Genomic DNA, 16,587 nt, shown 5'->3' with positions numbered 1-16,587 from the left:
TAGTTTGATTACTTGCGTGTATAGCGACGAACAAGTGCATCGCCAATCCATTGCAAGAGTTGAACCAAAATAACTAAGACAACGATAGCTACGATCATAATCGTTAGCTCATAACGGTGATAGCCATAGCGAATGGCTAAGTCGCCAAGTCCTCCGCCGCCGATCATACCGGACATTGCAGTATAGGAAACGAGTGTTACAGCCGTAATTGTCGTACCTGCGATAAGACCTGCACGCGCTTCCGGCAACAGCACTTTGTAAATAATTTGCCACGTATTCGCACCCATCGCCTGCGCTGCCTCAATAACACCACGATCCACTTCACGAAGTGAAGTTTCTACAAGACGAGCAAAAAATGGTGCTGCCGCAATGACGAGCGGTGGAATCGTTCCTCTTACCCCAATCGCAGTACCGAATACTTCACGCACAATCGGGATAAGCGCCACCATCAAAATGATGAAAGGTACGGAACGCAAAATGTTGACGATAAAGGATACAACCGTGTTAATAGCACGTAACACAACGTTCTCGGATTTGCCGCTTAAGAACAACAGAATACCTAGTGGCAAACCAAAAATAAAAGTGAAAAAGACGGAAAAACCAAGCATGAGCAGTGTATCTGCGCTTGCTTCCATAATCATTGTCCAGTCAACGCCTGAAAAATCTAACTCGAAGTTATTCACGCGATCACCTCCACTTCAAGCCCACGCTCTTGCAGCGCGCTCAATGCTCCTTTAAGCTTTTCAGCATCGCCATCTAAGCGAATAACGAGTTGACCATACGGCGTATCTTTCATCTTCGATATCGTTCCCTGAAGAATCGCATATGATAGGCCTGCTGTGTTCAATACATGATGGAGCACAGGCTCGTACGTAACATCTCCCAAGTAATTTATCTTAACCACTTGTGAACCTTCACCTGCCTGAGTCTTAAATGCTGACCAAGGCTGAACTTCATCAGACTGTGATTCTTCCATAATAAATTCCCTTGTAACCGCGTGCTGCGGCTTCAAGAAAACATCCACTACATTGCCTTCTTCTACGATACGGCCACCGTGGATGACAGCAACCCGATCACAGATGCGCTGAATGACATGCATTTCATGAGTTATCAGTGCAATCGTAATTCCGAACTCTTTATTAATTTTCAGCAGCAAATCCAAAATGGAGTTTGTCGTTTGCGGATCAAGAGCCGATGTCGCCTCATCACACAATAGCACTTTAGGATCGTTCGCCAGCGCACGAGCAATACCGACTCGCTGCTTTTGACCACCTGACAATTGCGCTGGATATTTATTGCGGTGATCTTCCAGTCCCACTAAATCTAAGAGCTGGTCCACCTTTGCCTTGATTGTCTGCTTAGGTGTACCTACAAGCTCCAACGGAAATGCGATATTATCATACACCGTTGCTGAGGACAGCAAATTAAAATGCTGGAATATCATCCCGATTTTGCTGCGCTGCTTCTGCAATGCCGCTGTAGATAATGTGGTTAATTCCACTTCATCGACGATGACCGTTCCTGACGTCGGACGCTCAAGTAGGTTCATACTGCGCAGCAATGTACTTTTACCAGCACCTGAATGCCCGATAATACCATAAATTTCTCCTTTTGCTATATGAAGATCAATGTGATCCAGTGCTAGCATTCCTTCTGCGCCTTTACCCTGAGAAGGATAGCGCTTGGATAGATGTTGTATTCGTATCAAAGATCGATTCCCTGCCTTTCCTGTTGCTGAGCTTCCTTGATCAATTAAATTCGGCAACGGTCAATTACCTCTATAGTGTGTGAAGATTGCTACAAAAAAAGCCCCCTTTTGGCAGGTGCCAAAAGGGGGCTTCGTCGTTCACATTAAATGTCGAAATAAATCGAAGCTCGCCTTTTCTCATCTGCCAGAACATATAAATGTCCTGAAGGATTTAGCACCATAGACATCATGCGAACTTGCTGCGCTCGTGCGCTGCAATGACCGGGTCGCATAATCGGTTGCCGGGCTTCATCGGGCCTGTCCCTCCGCCACTCTCGATAAGAAAACTGATTATTTGCTATAAAGTTAATACGAAGTATACGGCACGTTTTTGCATATGTCAACTGCAAAAATCATATTATTTCTGGAATTTACATGAAACAAAGGAAATAATCGCGGAACAATCATAGCCTATTCAATACAGGTAACCACAAAAAAGACAACCCATTTTCAGTGGTTGCCCATAATTAATAAAGACATGAATTCTTGTCGATATGACGCTCTTATTCCATTAGGATTGGTACGTAAATGAGGGAGAAACAGGCTCATTTCCAAGCGGTTTCCGGAGCTTTTTATTCGAATGTAGTCGTATCACTTTACTATAAATGTCCAAATAATTTTCTGTCATTTTCGCATTTGTAAACCATTTTACAACGTATCGTCTTAGCACACGTGAACTCGGATACTTTTTCAATTGCACTTTCCGAATCATCTCTCCCACCGTTTTGCACACAAATGAAGGAAAGCCTGCTAACACCTCTGAAACCGAGCCATTATTTAATGCTAATACAGGCGTACCACACGCTAATGCCTCAATCATCACTAACCCAAACGCCTCTTCCATTAACGTAGGAAATAATACACATTCGGCATGCTTCAATAAATTTTGTTTCTGTCTGCCTTGTACTGCGCCTACATAGTGAATATTAGGGTTTCTGGCAATACGAGGCTTAATTTCCTGCTTAAAAAATAACTGCGAATTGACTGGCCCTGCAATGATAAGCCTCTTCCCCGTCTTTTCTGCTACTTCTATGGCCTTTAATACACCTTTGCTCTTAATAACCCGTCCCATGAACAGTAAATAGCCATGTTTGTCAGAGCTAAACTCGTACTCGTCTGCATTAATTCCATTATAAACATAATATCCTCGATTTTTACCATTCACTTTTCGTGCTCTTTTACTTACATAGATAGGATAGTCTACTTTGTTCTTTACAGGCATGTGAATCGTACAAACAGTAGGGACCTTACGGTAACTACCTAGCGCAGAGTGAAAGGTATGATCGTGAATAATATCTGTATGTTTTGGCAATTTGCTTAGCACATAAGCTGCAATAGCACTTTTTTTCAATGATCTGGGATATTGGATAAGCTTAGCACTGCTCTTGCTGCCTTGCGCCGCAAATAAATATACATCATGTCCTCGCCGAACCAGCTCTTCTGTCAGCTCATACACGATCTTCTCCGTTCCTCCTTTATTTGACGGCACCGGGTGAGCATTAGGAAGATTAGAAATGACTTGAACGATCGTTAAGCGCTTTTTGTTCAATCGAATTCCGTTAGATTCTTTCATTCAAGCTCTCCTTCCTCCTTACCATCCCTCAGCCTTCATCCTGCAATGATGCGCTTATATACCTTTATTAAATTTGCAGCTGTACGCTTCCAACTAAAACGTTCGACCGCATCCTTCCTGGCTTGCTTTGCAAGCTTATCAGCGACCTTCTTGTTCATGGCAAGCGATATAAGCCATTTAGCATGGGCTTCAAACTTTGTATAAGGATTAACTAAGTATCCGTTGGATTCATGCTTTACGATTTCTTTTATTCCACCGATATTGGACGCTACGATAGGCAGTCCAGATGACAGCGCCTCTACATTGACTAACCCGAAGGCTTCATGCTGCTGGGACGGGCAGACAAAGCAATCTGCGGTTCGGTACATACTGCCCATATTTTTATGTGACACACGTCCCTTAAACTCAACATCTACGTTATGCATCTTCGCTAGCTCTTTTAGTTCTTTCAGATAACTTGCTTTGCCTGTACCGACAATGATGAGTTTGGCATGCGGGACCTGCTTGCGGACAATGCTCATCGCTCGTACAATAACAGGCACTCCTTTTCGCGGAATAACCCTTCCTGCAAAAAGAACATGAAAGAACTTTCTACGTCCCCGCTCAGGGGATGGAGTAAAGACTTCTATATCAACACCAAGATGAATTCGGTTAAGTTTATGCGCCACTTTAGGGAATCGCTGTGCTACTCTGCTCTTGAGCGAGTCACTGTTTACAATGATGCAATCGGAGAAAGCTATACTTTTGGATACAGCTTTTGAAGCTGGTACGAAAGTTAGCGAATGGAGAAATAAAGTAACAGGGGTATTAGGCTTTGCTTGTTTAATAGCCGCCATATAATGCGGACGATTATCTACTTGAATCAGATCATACTGCTTATCTTCAATATAGTGAAGAACCGATGAGAGATACGTCTGTGAACTTCCTCCTAGGACACGAACAATAGTTAGATTACCCAACTTGCTTAACGGCTGCAAACCTGCGCTTTGACGGCTAACGATTGTTACTTTCTCGGTTTTGGCGAGCCGCTTCGCAATCGCAAGCATACAAATTTCCACTGAACCGTTACCCGGAACTGGTATTTGCTCAGGTGCAACCATTAGAATGTTCATAACGAATCCCACCCATTTGGTTTCTATTATCTTATCTCTTTACGATATGCATAGAACATGAATTTGTCCTAGTGAAACGGTGGAATATGCGATTGCAAATGAAAAACGGTTCAAGCACCGCCATCTTTCTCGGATACTTGAACCTGTTGCTAATCCTTTCATTTACTACGGTTTGGATCGAATCTTCACCTGACATAAATGTTCAAAAATATATACGATCGTCTCACAAACCATCGTTAATCCTTTCTGCAAATCTCGCATATTGGCTTGAATATCTTCTAGTTCCACCTTGTCATTAAGACTTCGATGCCGCTGCCATAAATCATCCTGCATTTCTGTATTCATATGATGGATTTCCATGTTTCTGCGTTTGCGAAGACGCTGCATCTCTTCTTTATACGTCTCCTTAATCCCCGAGAGCTGCTCTAGAAGAACTGGAGCTGTATGTAAATAGCTCATTTGACGTAACACGGTAAAGAAGGAGAAATGCTGCTTTACCTTCTGCGTATGCAATGACAATACCTCATTCAACAATGTCCCTAATTTGTCCAAAATAGAAAACACGCGAATGAAGCCATTTTTATAGAAATAGACATGCCGATAATAATCGTCAAGCTCGATATCACTCATCTCCGCTTGATAGTGCTTCGTCACGCGATCAGCAAACCGTCCTGAAGCATATACACTTTGCTCCAGCTCGTCCAGCGATGTTTGTAATCCAACCGCCCATATCTCCACTTTACGCCAGTCATGATCAGGATCACCGCTCTTAGCCATATGTTGTCGAACCAATGACAAATACTGATCCATGCTTGCCCACGCATCTTTTAATTCACCCTCATCTATGCGTGGTGCTTCACCGAACAACATTCGGAGCATAATACGTCCTCCATCCGTTAATGAAATGACGGGAACCCTCTCCCTCACTATTGTTAACATGACTCTAACAGCCTCGCTTCATACTCCAGTCTTTTGAAGCGAGTCGCCAAGTTACGATATTGTAAGCTTTCAGTAAGTCCTTTCGATGGTTCGTCACCATACGAAACGATACAATAAAGTCATCAAGAAACAGCAACCAATAAAACAGTACACAAAACAACAAACATGGAGGTACTATTTATGAAAACAACTCAGATCGTAACAACTACTCATAAGGCAAACATTCAGACGCAGGGTCAACAAGCCCACGCAAACTTAATATGGAATAACCGCTGGATCGTTGCAGCTAAGGCTGTGGCAGCTGTCGTATTTTTAGGCCGCATGGCAGATTAAGTTACAAGAAACACGAATCTTCTATATGCTGCATCGAAAGGAGTGAATGTAGGCAATGATAGGGAACGATGATTCATTGCGAGCCTACTATTTCATTACGTCTCAAAAGATGAACATAGTGCTCGCCGTGTTAGAACATCAAATCCAGATGACAAAGAAGCAGACCAGATGACACGTATCCCAATGATAAACGTGCAACGGTCTGCTTTTGTATTATTATCTCTTCGTTCGCAGCTGCCAAACGCGAATGCCAAGATGACAAAGTACGCTAAATAATAAGCAAATAAGTACAGTATGAAGCAATCCTGTGAACAGGAACCAGTTCTTGTTGGTCACAGTGAACACAACGAGCGCGCCACTTAATACTTGCATAACGGTTAGAATAAGTGCCCAAATACCGCAAAGCTGAATTTCACGATTATCTTTATGAGAATGGTAAGCAAAATGAGACATCGCTGCTACAACGAGGAGTAACAAAGCTGCAGCAACACGGTGCAAGAAGGCAATAAGCGTACCACCCGTTAATTCAGGAATAATTTCTCCATTGCACAGCGGCCATCCAAGACAGCCCCCACCTGAATCGGTATGTCGAACAAATGCGCCTACGTAAATCACAATATATGTATACAACAAGGTAAACCATACTCCATACCGGAATGTGTCGTTAACAGGCGCTCCCCCAACAACCTCAGTAGCTTCTGGATCGTTCGCATACCTTCGTATCGCTAAACTAAGTAAAAACGATGCCGCGAATGCTATAATGGAAAAGCCAAAGTGTAACGCCATAACCGCTGGAACTTGCACATACATAACTGCAAGCGCTCCCATTAACGCTTGAATCACGGTAAAAATCAAGGTTAACGATGCATAGAACACTGCATCTTTTTTCTTAAGCCGACGGATAACCCATACAAAAATCGCAATGACCAGCAGCCCTTCAATCCCACTGACTAATCGGTGCGAATATTCGATCATGGATTCAATCGTGTACGCTGGAATAAACTCTCCGTTACAGAGAGGCCAGTCAGTCCCACAGCCTTCGCCTGATCCGGTCTTCGTTACGACTGCTCCGTTAAGAACGACGAAGAACATCCCAAAACAGACGAGGTAGGCAAATCTCTTCATCTTGGTGAGCTGTTTGCTATCCACATTATTCACCTGACCTGTCGTTCATCTCAATTTCAATTCATTTTCATTTCTAGCTCATCATAAATGCAATTCGTCCATCACCGAGCATTCTGCCCCCAGAACGCTCCATGGGGAAATATGACAAACTGTGCCAATGAATTTCATTATAACGGAAAACCTATATAAAAGAACGACTTTTTTGTGACAAAAATTGCAAAACAATAGCCCCCTATCTTTATATAGCAATAGGAGGCCTGGCTGCGTTACTACATTTCGTTAATTTAGCGCTTCAGCGACAGCAATTGCGCGTTGAACAAACTCTTCAATTTCGGTGCGGGATTTGCGCAGCTTATTCACGAAGCGAATCGTTTCTTTACCGTTTTTATAAGCAACAAAGCTCGGAATGCCCATAATGTTATATTCAGAAGCAACATCTTGCAGCGCTTCAGCATCAACCTCAATAAAGGTTGCTTTATCATACGTTTGTACCACTTCCGGCATAAATGGATCGATAAAATGACAATCCGGGCACCAGCTTGTCTTAAATACAGCAATCGTTGTACCTTCTTGCGCAATTACTTCATTAAAACGTTCCGTTTTTGATACTTTTTCCATAACGATTCACTCCTCTTTGTTGTACCATAAGCTATTATTCATTTATTGTTTCATTATTTAGCCGCTTCTGTCAAACCTCTTGTTACAAACTTACTTCCAATGGGTATACTAACTTCATCATCTCACTTCGGACGAAAATCAACTATTCTTTATTTGGAAGGAGCCTTGTGCTGCTTTGAGCAAATTAAAGGGAATACCTTGGAAAGAAACCATCAAACTCGCACAACAGTTTATTCGTACCGCATGCAGCGCCATACGTCGTTTTATCCAAAATACAATGGCTCGCTGGCTGCCTCAGCGTCCACGTACATTAGAATGGAACGACGCCCATGTGATACGCATTGAGGATAACCTTAAGCGCTATTTCCTGGAACAAGGAAAACAAAAGAGTGCCGACTCCTTGTTTCACACCATACACCGCCACCATCTCAGCCGCGATGAACGAGAGCTTATTCAGTATATTAAACGCAGCGTACGCAATGCGAATCGGAGCAATATTACTCGTACGGCTGCTTATTTACGTATATACACGTCGCATCCAGAATTGCACTGGGCATTGCTCGCCCATATGGTATCCCGCAATGGAGGCTATAATATGACAGATCTAAAAGGAGAATGGCTGCCAGCTTTCATGAACAGCGAATATCGACACTGGATTTATCGCATGTTGGAAAGATGCAACGCTTTAATTTTTCATGATGCTTATTGCCAGTTATTGTTGTATGCATCGAGCCGTAAAAGTGGTAAAAGCCTGTTTCATTTGCTCCCGTTCTTTGACGTATCTGCCTTTATGACACCAGTATGGGATACGTTTTGGATTCAGCCGAACAGTCCTTTACTGACCATCTCGCTCATTATTAACGAACAAAATGTGATTGAAGGTAGAGTGATTCAGAATCCTACCTTTCAGCAGCATATTATACAACGCAAAGACTTTTTAGCTCACGGTCTGATGCAAATGAATCAAGTTATTTTTCCGACCCAGACGCCTCACGCTACTTCTCCAGCGCGATTGGTGGGATTAACGTTAGAACGCTTCGATAATCTTGAAGAGCGCATTGCTTTCGGAAAACAATTGTATACCATGTTGTTTGACATACCGGACGTACTTGAAGGAGTTCAGAAGTTTGCCCGTGCCGTGCCGCACACTGGATCGCGAGCAGACTATTGGCCGCACAGATTCACGCTTGATAAGCTCGCTCTACGTCGTGATCGTACCATGACTACTGCCTACAGCCCACGCTTGGTAGAGGTATGGCAGGACGAGCAGCATGCACCAATCGAGGTCGGTGATTGGCTCCATGATGAAGGAGCCGTGCATAATCTATTTCTGCCAACGATCCCTCATGGAATCGACATGAACGATGCTCATAACCAACTGCTAAATGAAATGCAGTCTATGGCTCGAATCGCAGCCAATAGCAACCGTATGCTGTGATATCGTAAAGCATTCTAAACTAAAGTACAGTAAATACTCGAACGAAAAAGACCATCTCGCAAAAGAATCAGCTGCTAGCTGCTCTTTTATCAAGATGGTCTTTTTTGATCTTATCAACGTATCAATCAATCATCGAGTATTACTGACTACTTGCTCGCACGGCTTGGCTGCAGACGCATAAGTGGTCGCAGCAGCTTCTGTACCGCTTTCGGATAGCCTGATAGTTCCTCACTCCGTATAACACGGAAAATAACCAAGCCAGCCACAAACAGTACAAGAACGGTAATGGATACAAATGCTGCAGTGAAGAATAGGCCAAGCTTATCAGGTACTGCTGTATGCAATGAAATTTGTTGGCCGATATACTCAACTGCATAACCCGTACCGCCTGCTACCAACGTCGCCAATATAAATCCTGGCCAACGTTTGCCGATAACCGAGAATTTGACTACTTTCTTCAATACGCGCAAGTTTAAATAGGTAATGACGAAAAATGCGATCATCGTCGCTGCAATAATGCCGTATATGCCTAGGAACGGTGCTAATACGAAGCTCATCACAAGCTTTAAAATGATGCCTCCTGTTACACTGATCATCGCGATATATGGCTTGCCTAGCCCAATCAAAATCGAGCTGGACGTCATCATAGAAATTTGGAATATAGTTGCAAGCGTCTGCATCGAAATGATGCTTGCCCCATCCATTGTACTAAAAATAAATCCATTCACAGAGAACGCCCCAACGCTGAGTGCAAGCACTAGCGGCATGCCGCTCAACACAGAAATGCGCATCGCTAGCGTAACCTGACGCTGTAAATGCGGCATATCCCGCTTCGCGTAAGCCGATGAAATAACCGGAATCAAGGATGTACTAAGTGCGATTGCTAAGATTGGCGGTATTCCTGCAATAGACTGCCCCCGTTGTCCAAGTATGCCGTACAAGTACGTTGCTTGAGCTTCCCCAATGCTAGGCGTCAATAACGGTATCGTGAACGTAGAGTCAATCATATTTACAGCAGGAACAGCCAGCATCGAGATAACAATTGGAACAGAAAGAGTAAAGATAGATGCGAAAATATCACGCAGGGGAACAACTTGTCCACCCATACTGCGAGCACGAAGCCCTGCTTCGCGATCCGCTTTGCGCAATTTGCGCAAATAGTAAACCATGACGACAAAAGCACCGATGCTGCCGAATACGCCGCCGAACGAAGCGCCTGCCGCAGCATATCCTTGCGAAGCACCGCTATTCACCAAGATCAGCGCAAGCCCGATAGCTGTAACCACCCGCAATATCTGCTCTACAATTTGTGATATACCGCTTGCTTGCATCATATTGCGACCTTGTGTGTATCCCCGCATCATCGCCAACAGTGGGAACAACAGCAAGGCAGGAGCCAATGCTCGTATCGCTGGTGCCGCTTCGGGCTGTCCAGCAAAGTTAGCATACCAAGGCGCAAACACGATAAGCAGAACGGTAACGACAATACCAGATACTAAACCGAACAACAGCGCTGCATAATAGATGCGCTCAGCTTCTCGCACTTTGTTCAATGCGTATTTTTCCGACACCATCTTGCTTAATGTACTTGGTATACCAGCAGTAGCAACAGCTAGAATAAGCAAATATACATTTTGCGAGGTGGCGAAGGCGGCATTGCCTACAGGTCCCAGCATATGCTCAAGCGGTACGCGCTGGAATACGCCTAACAGCCGGGCTACGAGCGTAGCCGCAGCAATAATAAGCGTCCCCTTGATGAATGTTTCTTTTTTCGCCAACAAGTTTCCCTTCTTTCTCTATTAATGCACCATTCCCAAAGGCAATTCATTATTTGTAACTCGTTATTCCTATATGACTCAAATCAAATATAATGTTTTAAATTAGAATACAAAGATCCAAATAAAGAACAAAACAATCATAACAAGCTGCAAAATAACTGTAATAACCGAACTCGTAAACAAGCCTACAACCGCGCCCAATGATGCCTTGGCGGAACGCTGCACATCAGAGCCTGTAATCATCTCTCCTATAAATGCACCAAGAAACGGACCAATAATAAGACCGAATCCAGGAATGACGAACGGACCGATGATGATCCCAATCGTACTGCCGATAACCGATGGGCGTGATCCGCCAAATCGCTTGACCCCCCATGCACTAACTGCATAATCCGACACAAACAACGCTACGACGATTAGCGTTTGAATGGTCCAGAACAACCAGTTAAACGATTCGAAACCGAAGAACCATCCATATACGAAAAATGCCCCATAAACCGCTACTGCTGCTGGCAATATTGGAAATATAGCTCCTGCCATACCAATGGCAAACAACGCGATTACGAGTACCCAACCGAGAATGTCCATATGTGTTTCCCCTCACTGTCTCTATATTCTATTGTTCCAAACTAGCACTACAGCGCGTGTTACAAAATAAAGCGCCGTATGACTTCAGCTACACCATGCTCGTTATTTGAAGCTACGACAACATCCGCAGCTTGCTTCACGGCATCCTGCGCATTCCCCATCGCAACCCCTAATCCCGCTTGTTGAATAACAGCGAGATCATTCAAGCTATCGCCTACTGCGACAACTTGGGACATGTCTATGCCAAGCAATTCGCAAACGGTGCGTATGCCTGACGCCTTCGATATGCCTGCTGGATTGATCTCAATATTGGTTAGCGCGGAATTCGTCAGCTCTAAGCAACCTAGTGCTTGTAGCTCTGTCAAAATGGACGATAGCACGTCAACATCTTCATTGTAGTAGCCGAACTTTAGCCAATCTTCTTGCTCAACTTCCCCAGTCCACTTCTCACGGTTGTACAGCGCCTTCGTGGAATAAGCCCAGAACCAAGTATCATACTTTTCCGACAAATTCAGCATTTGTTGAACCGCTTCACGATCCAGCAAATATCGCATGTACAACTCCTGTGGATTGCGCCAAATCTCACTTCCGTTAACAACAACTAAAGGTCCATTCAAGCCCAACTCCTCTGCGTAAGGAAGCGCATTTTGAATCGCCCGACCTGTTGATAGCATTACCGTTACTCCTGCCTGTTGTGCTTCGGCGATGGCTTTGGCTGTCTCTTGACTTACAACATGATCATCATCCAAAAGCGTCCCGTCCATGTCGAGAGCTAATAATGTATATTTACTCATTGCTGTATTCACTCCCGTCTATATGACAATTGCTTAGCTTATCAACCCTTCGTGTAACCATTGGCGACAAGCTATGTCAATGATTTGTTATCCAATTACACATAACGATATTGTAACATAACGGAACCTGCACAACCAAGCAATTCGTAGGTCGCTGTCCCTACAAAAAAGAGACTGCCATAGAAGCAAATCATTAGCTTCAAGCAGTCTCTTCAGCATGCATACATGCATAATATCGAATAATCATCCAGCACCACCTGTAGTTTCTTACATCGAAGACATAAACATTAAAAATAATACCGTCATGACAAAGCGCTTGATGGCAGAACTCCATTTGACTGATTTCTTTCTCATCTTCTTCTGATCTGTCTTCACCTTGTCATCCTCCCACATTCAAAATCGTTGATCTTCCTTTTGTTCGCATATTAGTATTCACGCAATAATGTTACCTTCACGCTTCTTTTTTCCATTTACACAATACTGTTTCTCTAATGCAACATTTACTCCAAAAAAAATAGATTTATGATTCTCATTCTTATGTTACAACCGTCCCAACTGTGCGGATTAGCTCTAAAAATAGGCAATAGAGACCCCTCCACAAGGGAGAGGCCTCTCAAATCTTCTGTCTTTTACTGTTGTCCTGTTAATTGCTCGCTATTTGCAGCATTTGATGGGCTTTCCGCCTTTTTGCGCGGCGTGCCTGTCAAACCAACTTCTTCATCATAAGCATCAAAGATAGCACGTGCAATTGGAGCTGCGGAATAAGAACCATATCCACCTTCTGGGACAACCACTACTACCGCCAGCTTAGGCTTATCCGCTGGAGCGTAGGCAATAATTACCCCGTTCTCAACAAGCTTGCCGCCAACCTGCTGCTGGGACGTACCTGTTTTACGATAGAAAGAATATGGGAAGCCATCGAATCCATGCGCAGTTACATTGCTCATGCCATCTTCGATTTCTTTCCAATATGCATCGTTAAATTGAGCCTCGTTCAGTATTTCCGGCTGGAACTCCTTAACGGTATTGCCCTCGCCATCCGTAATTTTGCTTACAAATTGAGGCTTCAGACGTTTGCCGTGATTGGCCAACATCGCTGTATACTGAGCAAGCTGCAGCGTCGTATATTTACCCATTTGACCGAAGGATGCACTTGCAAGTGCGGATTGAGCACTATAACGCTTCGCATCTTCAATATATTCCTTAACCCCTGTACTTTCACCAGGAAGACCGCTACCCGTCAATACACCGAGTCCAAACATCTCCATGTAGCTATCCCATACTTCCAACCCGTTTTTGTCTGTACGACTAAACAATCGTTTACCGATCATGTCGATCATGAATGGGTTCGAAGACACTTGAAGAGCACGAGCAGCATCCATCGATCCGTATACTCGGCGATTGGAGTTCCAAATTTTACGCTCGTATCCTTTACGACCGATTTCGGCATATCCACGGTCATAGTACGAATCGTGCAGACCAAACATTTGCTCTTGCAAACCAACCAGGACCGTTAGAGGCTTCATAACCGACCCAAGATATACTAAGGAAGAAGGATGCTTCATACGTTCTCGATCATCTTCATAGGGTGGATACACTTCTCGTATCGTACCATTCCCCATATAAAACTGATTCGCCTTATGATCCTCAGGTGAGATGGAACCATTGCGCCATACGTTCGGATCGTAGTCCGGCATACTTGCCATGGAAACAATATTCCCCGTATCCACTTCCATCGCTACGGCATAAGCCGTCTTAGCGTAAGGTGCTCGTTCAATCGAATTTGGCGAATTGCGAAGTTTCTCTAAATGCTTCGTAATCGCTTCTTCCGTCTTTAACTGCACATCTCGGTCGATGGTCAAATGAAGATTATGACCGCGCTCTGGCTTCGTCATCTCCATTTCTCCAATAACTCGTCCTGCAACGTTAACCGGGAATCGCTTCAAACCGTTCTTCCCGCGCAGTTCTTCTTGGAACATATACTCTAGTCCGTCTACACCGACATCCTCATGTTCCAAATAGCGCAATTCATCCGGCATCGTGTCTCGATTTTCATGGATGTTCTTATAGTAATCGTAACTCTCACGAACACCTTTGAATTTCTTCAAGTAACCAACGAGCTGAACCGCTACGCCTTCTTTATCATAATTACGAACGCTGTCCTCAATAACCTCCAGCCCTTTAAGATCAGGCTTATTCTCAAGGAAGAAGGCAACTTCTTTCTGACTGAGCCCCGTCTTAATTAATCGTGGTACAAACGTATAGTTGACGCGCCCCGTCAAATCCATACTCTTCACGATTTCATCTGCTGTAGGCTGCTTTACATTTGGATCTCCGTAATTTTTGAAAATGGTTTCCAATTGCTTGGCCAACTGCTTCGCTTCTGCCAAATTCTCTTCCAACTTATAGTTCTTCTCAATCGTGAAGTACAAAGATTGTGTAGACGTGGAATAGGCAATCGGTTCATTAGATGCATCGTATATCGTTCCACGCAGCGGTGGAATGGCCGTTGTTTTGTAACCTAGGCGAGTTTCTTTCTCTTTCATGGAAGGCCCTTCAACAAATTGAAGGAAAGCCAATCGTATGATAAGCACGCTGAACACCGTAAAGGTTATGAAAAAGAACGCGTTCAAGCGAAACGAAAAGTGGCGCCTATTGATTATTTCCCGCTTCTGCGGATCATCTCTGTGTGGATGACTCAAGCCTCTCATCCTTCCTGCTGTCATCTATCATCATTACTGTAAAATAAAGTGTAGCACATTTGTAGGACAAGCTTCAAAGGGTTACGTGCTTCACTAGTCAGGAATATGAGTTTTGGAAAAATCAGGGCGGTCAAACCAATCTCCAGTGCTGGCCCAGGTTGTATCGAGCAAGATCCATTTCTCTTCCTCAGTCAAATACACACTGTTCCAAGCATGAGGACCATAACCGCCTCTGCCGTCGTATCCGACACCTGTAATCACCTTAACTTGGAGATCCACCGTACGCGCCATCATCGCATATAGGCGTGCGTAATCAATGCACACCCCTGATTTAGACTTGAATGTATCCGTGGGGGATTGCTCTTTCCACACACCTTTTTCTAAATAGTTATTCGCTTTATCCCAATCATATTGAACACGTGTCCCGATCCAATCGTACAACTTTCTAGCCTTCTCCTTATCAGAAGCAGCGCCTTCTGTTATCGTCACCGCCGCTTGTTCAATATTTTGCGGGATGTATTGATCAATTACTTCATAGCGACGATGCATCATCTCCTTGAACTGCTGTTCTACTTGAGATGACAGCACCGGCAGCTTCTCTGTAATCCAACTTCCAGCCACTGGCTTCACAATGCGATTACTGACTTCCTGATACAGGTCGGAAGCTTGAATGGCCTGACTGAAGCCGCCGCTTGGCTGCAGCGTTACGACACCAAACAGCACGGCCACAATAATGACTAAGCGTATGACACCCGTCACGATACCAACAAGCGCTCCAATTGAACGGCTAAACAATCGCTGCAGCCCTGTGCGCTTCCGCGCTGTTCTTGCAAGCTCATCTCTTTCATCTACAGAAGGCGCCCATATAACAATTAATAATCGCTCAACAACATTCAGTAGAAGTCGGATTACAAAATACAGCACGATAAATAATAACAACATACGCATAAAATCAAAGTCACGAATGCTGGTCATGACAGTGAAATAAGAACGTTCCCACCAAGATGGCTCCGCTGGAACTGTAAACTGCATATCTTGAATCCAAGCCACCACTATAGGTGATAGCTGATTCGCTAATTGGTAAGCGATGAACATAGATACCAACGTTAACACAGCATGAATAGCAAAAAAGAAGAGGTGCTGCATCGACCCCGAAGCGCCTCTGCTCACCCCTTGCCACACACTGACGAATAGAACAAGGGCAAGCAGGAGTGTAACCATCATGCCAGTTCCCCCTTGCATCAATCCATCCATCATTATTTCTTAGCCCCTTCGATGAATTGACGAATCATCTCTGTAGATTCCCACTCACCTAGTGAAACTCCGCCAAGAGAAACGTGTACCTTCGTGCTTCCTGCTTGTCCTTTTAGCTCTAAGCTTGGCGTCTTAACCGTGTAGGAACCGTCTTTATTGCGCTCATAAGTCGCTTTACTCGCTTCATCCTTCATCGCTTGGATAGCCTGATCTTTTAGTTTAGCTACCGTTTCATCTTTCACTGTTGTAACTACTTGATCAATGTCTTTCCATGTAACCCCACTATATACGGCCACGCCAGCCACAATGACAACAACGAGCGCCCATTTAATCATCGTCTTCACAAAGCTGATAATAACAAGCAGCACAATAAGTGCAATTAGAAACAGCAGCCAGTTCTGCTTAATGAACTCAAATAACGTATCCATCTGTATATCCATCTTGTGCATCTGTCCTTTCTCGTTTTTCTTAGCGTATTATACATCATTTCCAATATCGACGTAAGAGCATACATTCATCCTTCAAGGCCAAGGATTCCTCTTATTTCAATCGCTGCACTCTCTGAAAGTAATAAGTTCGTCCCATT

15 protein-coding genes and 1 riboswitch are annotated in these 16,587 nt (G+C 44.1%); of the genes, 2 read left to right on the top strand and 13 right to left on the bottom strand.

The features are described from left to right. Nucleotides 1-8: 8 nt before the first annotated feature. The 5 genes from H580_RS0106445 to H580_RS0106425 form a co-directional block, all read right to left on the bottom strand. Nucleotides 9-641 carry a methionine ABC transporter permease gene (locus H580_RS0106445; RefSeq protein ID WP_051217312.1) on the bottom strand — a complete coding sequence of 211 codons (633 nt, stop codon included), beginning with the start codon at nt 639-641 and terminating at the stop codon, nt 9-11. Between the two features lie 38 nt (nt 642-679). Continuing rightward, on the bottom strand, nt 680-1,708 hold the full coding sequence (locus H580_RS0106440) for a methionine ABC transporter ATP-binding protein (RefSeq protein ID WP_028594046.1): 1,029 nt from the start codon (nt 1,706-1,708) through the stop codon (nt 680-682). A 174-nt stretch (nt 1,709-1,882) separates the two neighbouring features. Further along, nucleotides 1,883-2,032: riboswitch (SAM riboswitch) on the bottom strand. Between the two features lie 226 nt (nt 2,033-2,258). Beyond that, nucleotides 2,259-3,320: a glycosyltransferase gene (locus H580_RS23560; protein WP_051217293.1), complete on the bottom strand. Its 1,062-nt coding sequence runs from the start codon at nt 3,318-3,320 to the stop codon at nt 2,259-2,261. A gap of 35 nt (nt 3,321-3,355) precedes the next feature. Further along, a complete protein-coding gene (locus H580_RS0106430; protein WP_028594045.1) occupies nt 3,356-4,432 on the bottom strand; it encodes a glycosyltransferase family 4 protein in 1,077 nt (358 codons plus the stop codon). 165 nt (nt 4,433-4,597) lie between these two features. After that, the gene (locus H580_RS0106425) at nt 4,598-5,311 is read right to left on the bottom strand and encodes a Cthe_2314 family HEPN domain-containing protein (protein WP_028594044.1); all 714 of its coding nucleotides are present in this window, start codon (nt 5,309-5,311) and stop codon (nt 4,598-4,600) included. 240 nt (nt 5,312-5,551) lie between these two features. On the opposite strand from H580_RS0106425, the gene H580_RS26140 reads away from it, so the two are divergent. Next, the gene (locus H580_RS26140) at nt 5,552-5,704 is read left to right on the top strand and encodes a hypothetical protein (protein WP_157282727.1); all 153 of its coding nucleotides are present in this window, start codon (nt 5,552-5,554) and stop codon (nt 5,702-5,704) included. Between the two features lie 216 nt (nt 5,705-5,920). On the opposite strand, the gene H580_RS0106410 is transcribed toward H580_RS26140, so the two are convergent. After that, nucleotides 5,921-6,853 (bottom strand): COX15/CtaA family protein, encoded by a 933-nt coding sequence (locus H580_RS0106410; RefSeq protein ID WP_028594043.1) that lies wholly within the window; start codon nt 6,851-6,853, stop codon nt 5,921-5,923. Nucleotides 6,854-7,108: 255 nt separating this feature from the next. Next, a complete protein-coding gene (locus H580_RS0106405; RefSeq protein WP_028594042.1) occupies nt 7,109-7,447 on the bottom strand; it encodes a thioredoxin family protein in 339 nt (112 codons plus the stop codon). Between the two features lie 175 nt (nt 7,448-7,622). On the opposite strand from H580_RS0106405, the gene H580_RS0106400 reads away from it, so the two are divergent. Further along, nucleotides 7,623-8,885 carry a DUF2515 family protein gene (locus tag H580_RS0106400; RefSeq protein ID WP_028594041.1) on the top strand — a complete coding sequence of 421 codons (1,263 nt, stop codon included), beginning with the start codon at nt 7,623-7,625 and terminating at the stop codon, nt 8,883-8,885. Nucleotides 8,886-9,031: 146 nt separating this feature from the next. Here the strand turns inward: H580_RS0106400 and H580_RS0106395 are convergent, their stop codons facing one another. From H580_RS0106395 to H580_RS0106365, 6 genes are all read right to left on the bottom strand, one after another. Beyond that, the gene (locus tag H580_RS0106395) at nt 9,032-10,663 is read right to left on the bottom strand and encodes a putative polysaccharide biosynthesis protein (RefSeq protein WP_028594040.1); all 1,632 of its coding nucleotides are present in this window, start codon (nt 10,661-10,663) and stop codon (nt 9,032-9,034) included. Nucleotides 10,664-10,765: 102 nt separating this feature from the next. Continuing rightward, nucleotides 10,766-11,251, bottom strand: a complete 486-nt coding sequence (locus H580_RS0106390; protein WP_028594039.1) for a DUF456 domain-containing protein — start codon at nt 11,249-11,251, stop codon at nt 10,766-10,768. A gap of 59 nt (nt 11,252-11,310) precedes the next feature. Beyond that, nucleotides 11,311-12,045, bottom strand: coding sequence for a Cof-type HAD-IIB family hydrolase (locus H580_RS0106385; RefSeq protein ID WP_028594038.1), 735 nt, complete (start codon nt 12,043-12,045; stop codon nt 11,311-11,313). A gap of 629 nt (nt 12,046-12,674) precedes the next feature. Then, nucleotides 12,675-14,747 carry a peptidoglycan D,D-transpeptidase FtsI family protein gene (locus tag H580_RS0106375; protein ID WP_028594037.1) on the bottom strand — a complete coding sequence of 691 codons (2,073 nt, stop codon included), beginning with the start codon at nt 14,745-14,747 and terminating at the stop codon, nt 12,675-12,677. Nucleotides 14,748-14,840: 93 nt separating this feature from the next. After that, nucleotides 14,841-16,004, bottom strand: coding sequence for a transglutaminase domain-containing protein (locus H580_RS0106370; protein WP_028594036.1), 1,164 nt, complete (start codon nt 16,002-16,004; stop codon nt 14,841-14,843). Continuing rightward, a complete protein-coding gene (locus tag H580_RS0106365) occupies nt 16,004-16,450 on the bottom strand; it encodes an ATPase (RefSeq protein WP_342663181.1) in 447 nt (148 codons plus the stop codon). The genes H580_RS0106370 and H580_RS0106365 overlap by 1 nt, the downstream gene beginning before the upstream one ends. Between the last annotated feature and the right edge of the window lie 137 nt (nt 16,451-16,587).

Source organism: Paenibacillus assamensis DSM 18201, from assembly GCF_000422445.1.
Lineage (GTDB): Bacteria > Bacillota > Bacilli > Paenibacillales > Paenibacillaceae > Paenibacillus_B > Paenibacillus_B assamensis.
The sequence above is the reverse complement of the archived record's forward strand: the minus strand, read 5'-3'. Positions and strand labels throughout refer to the sequence as shown.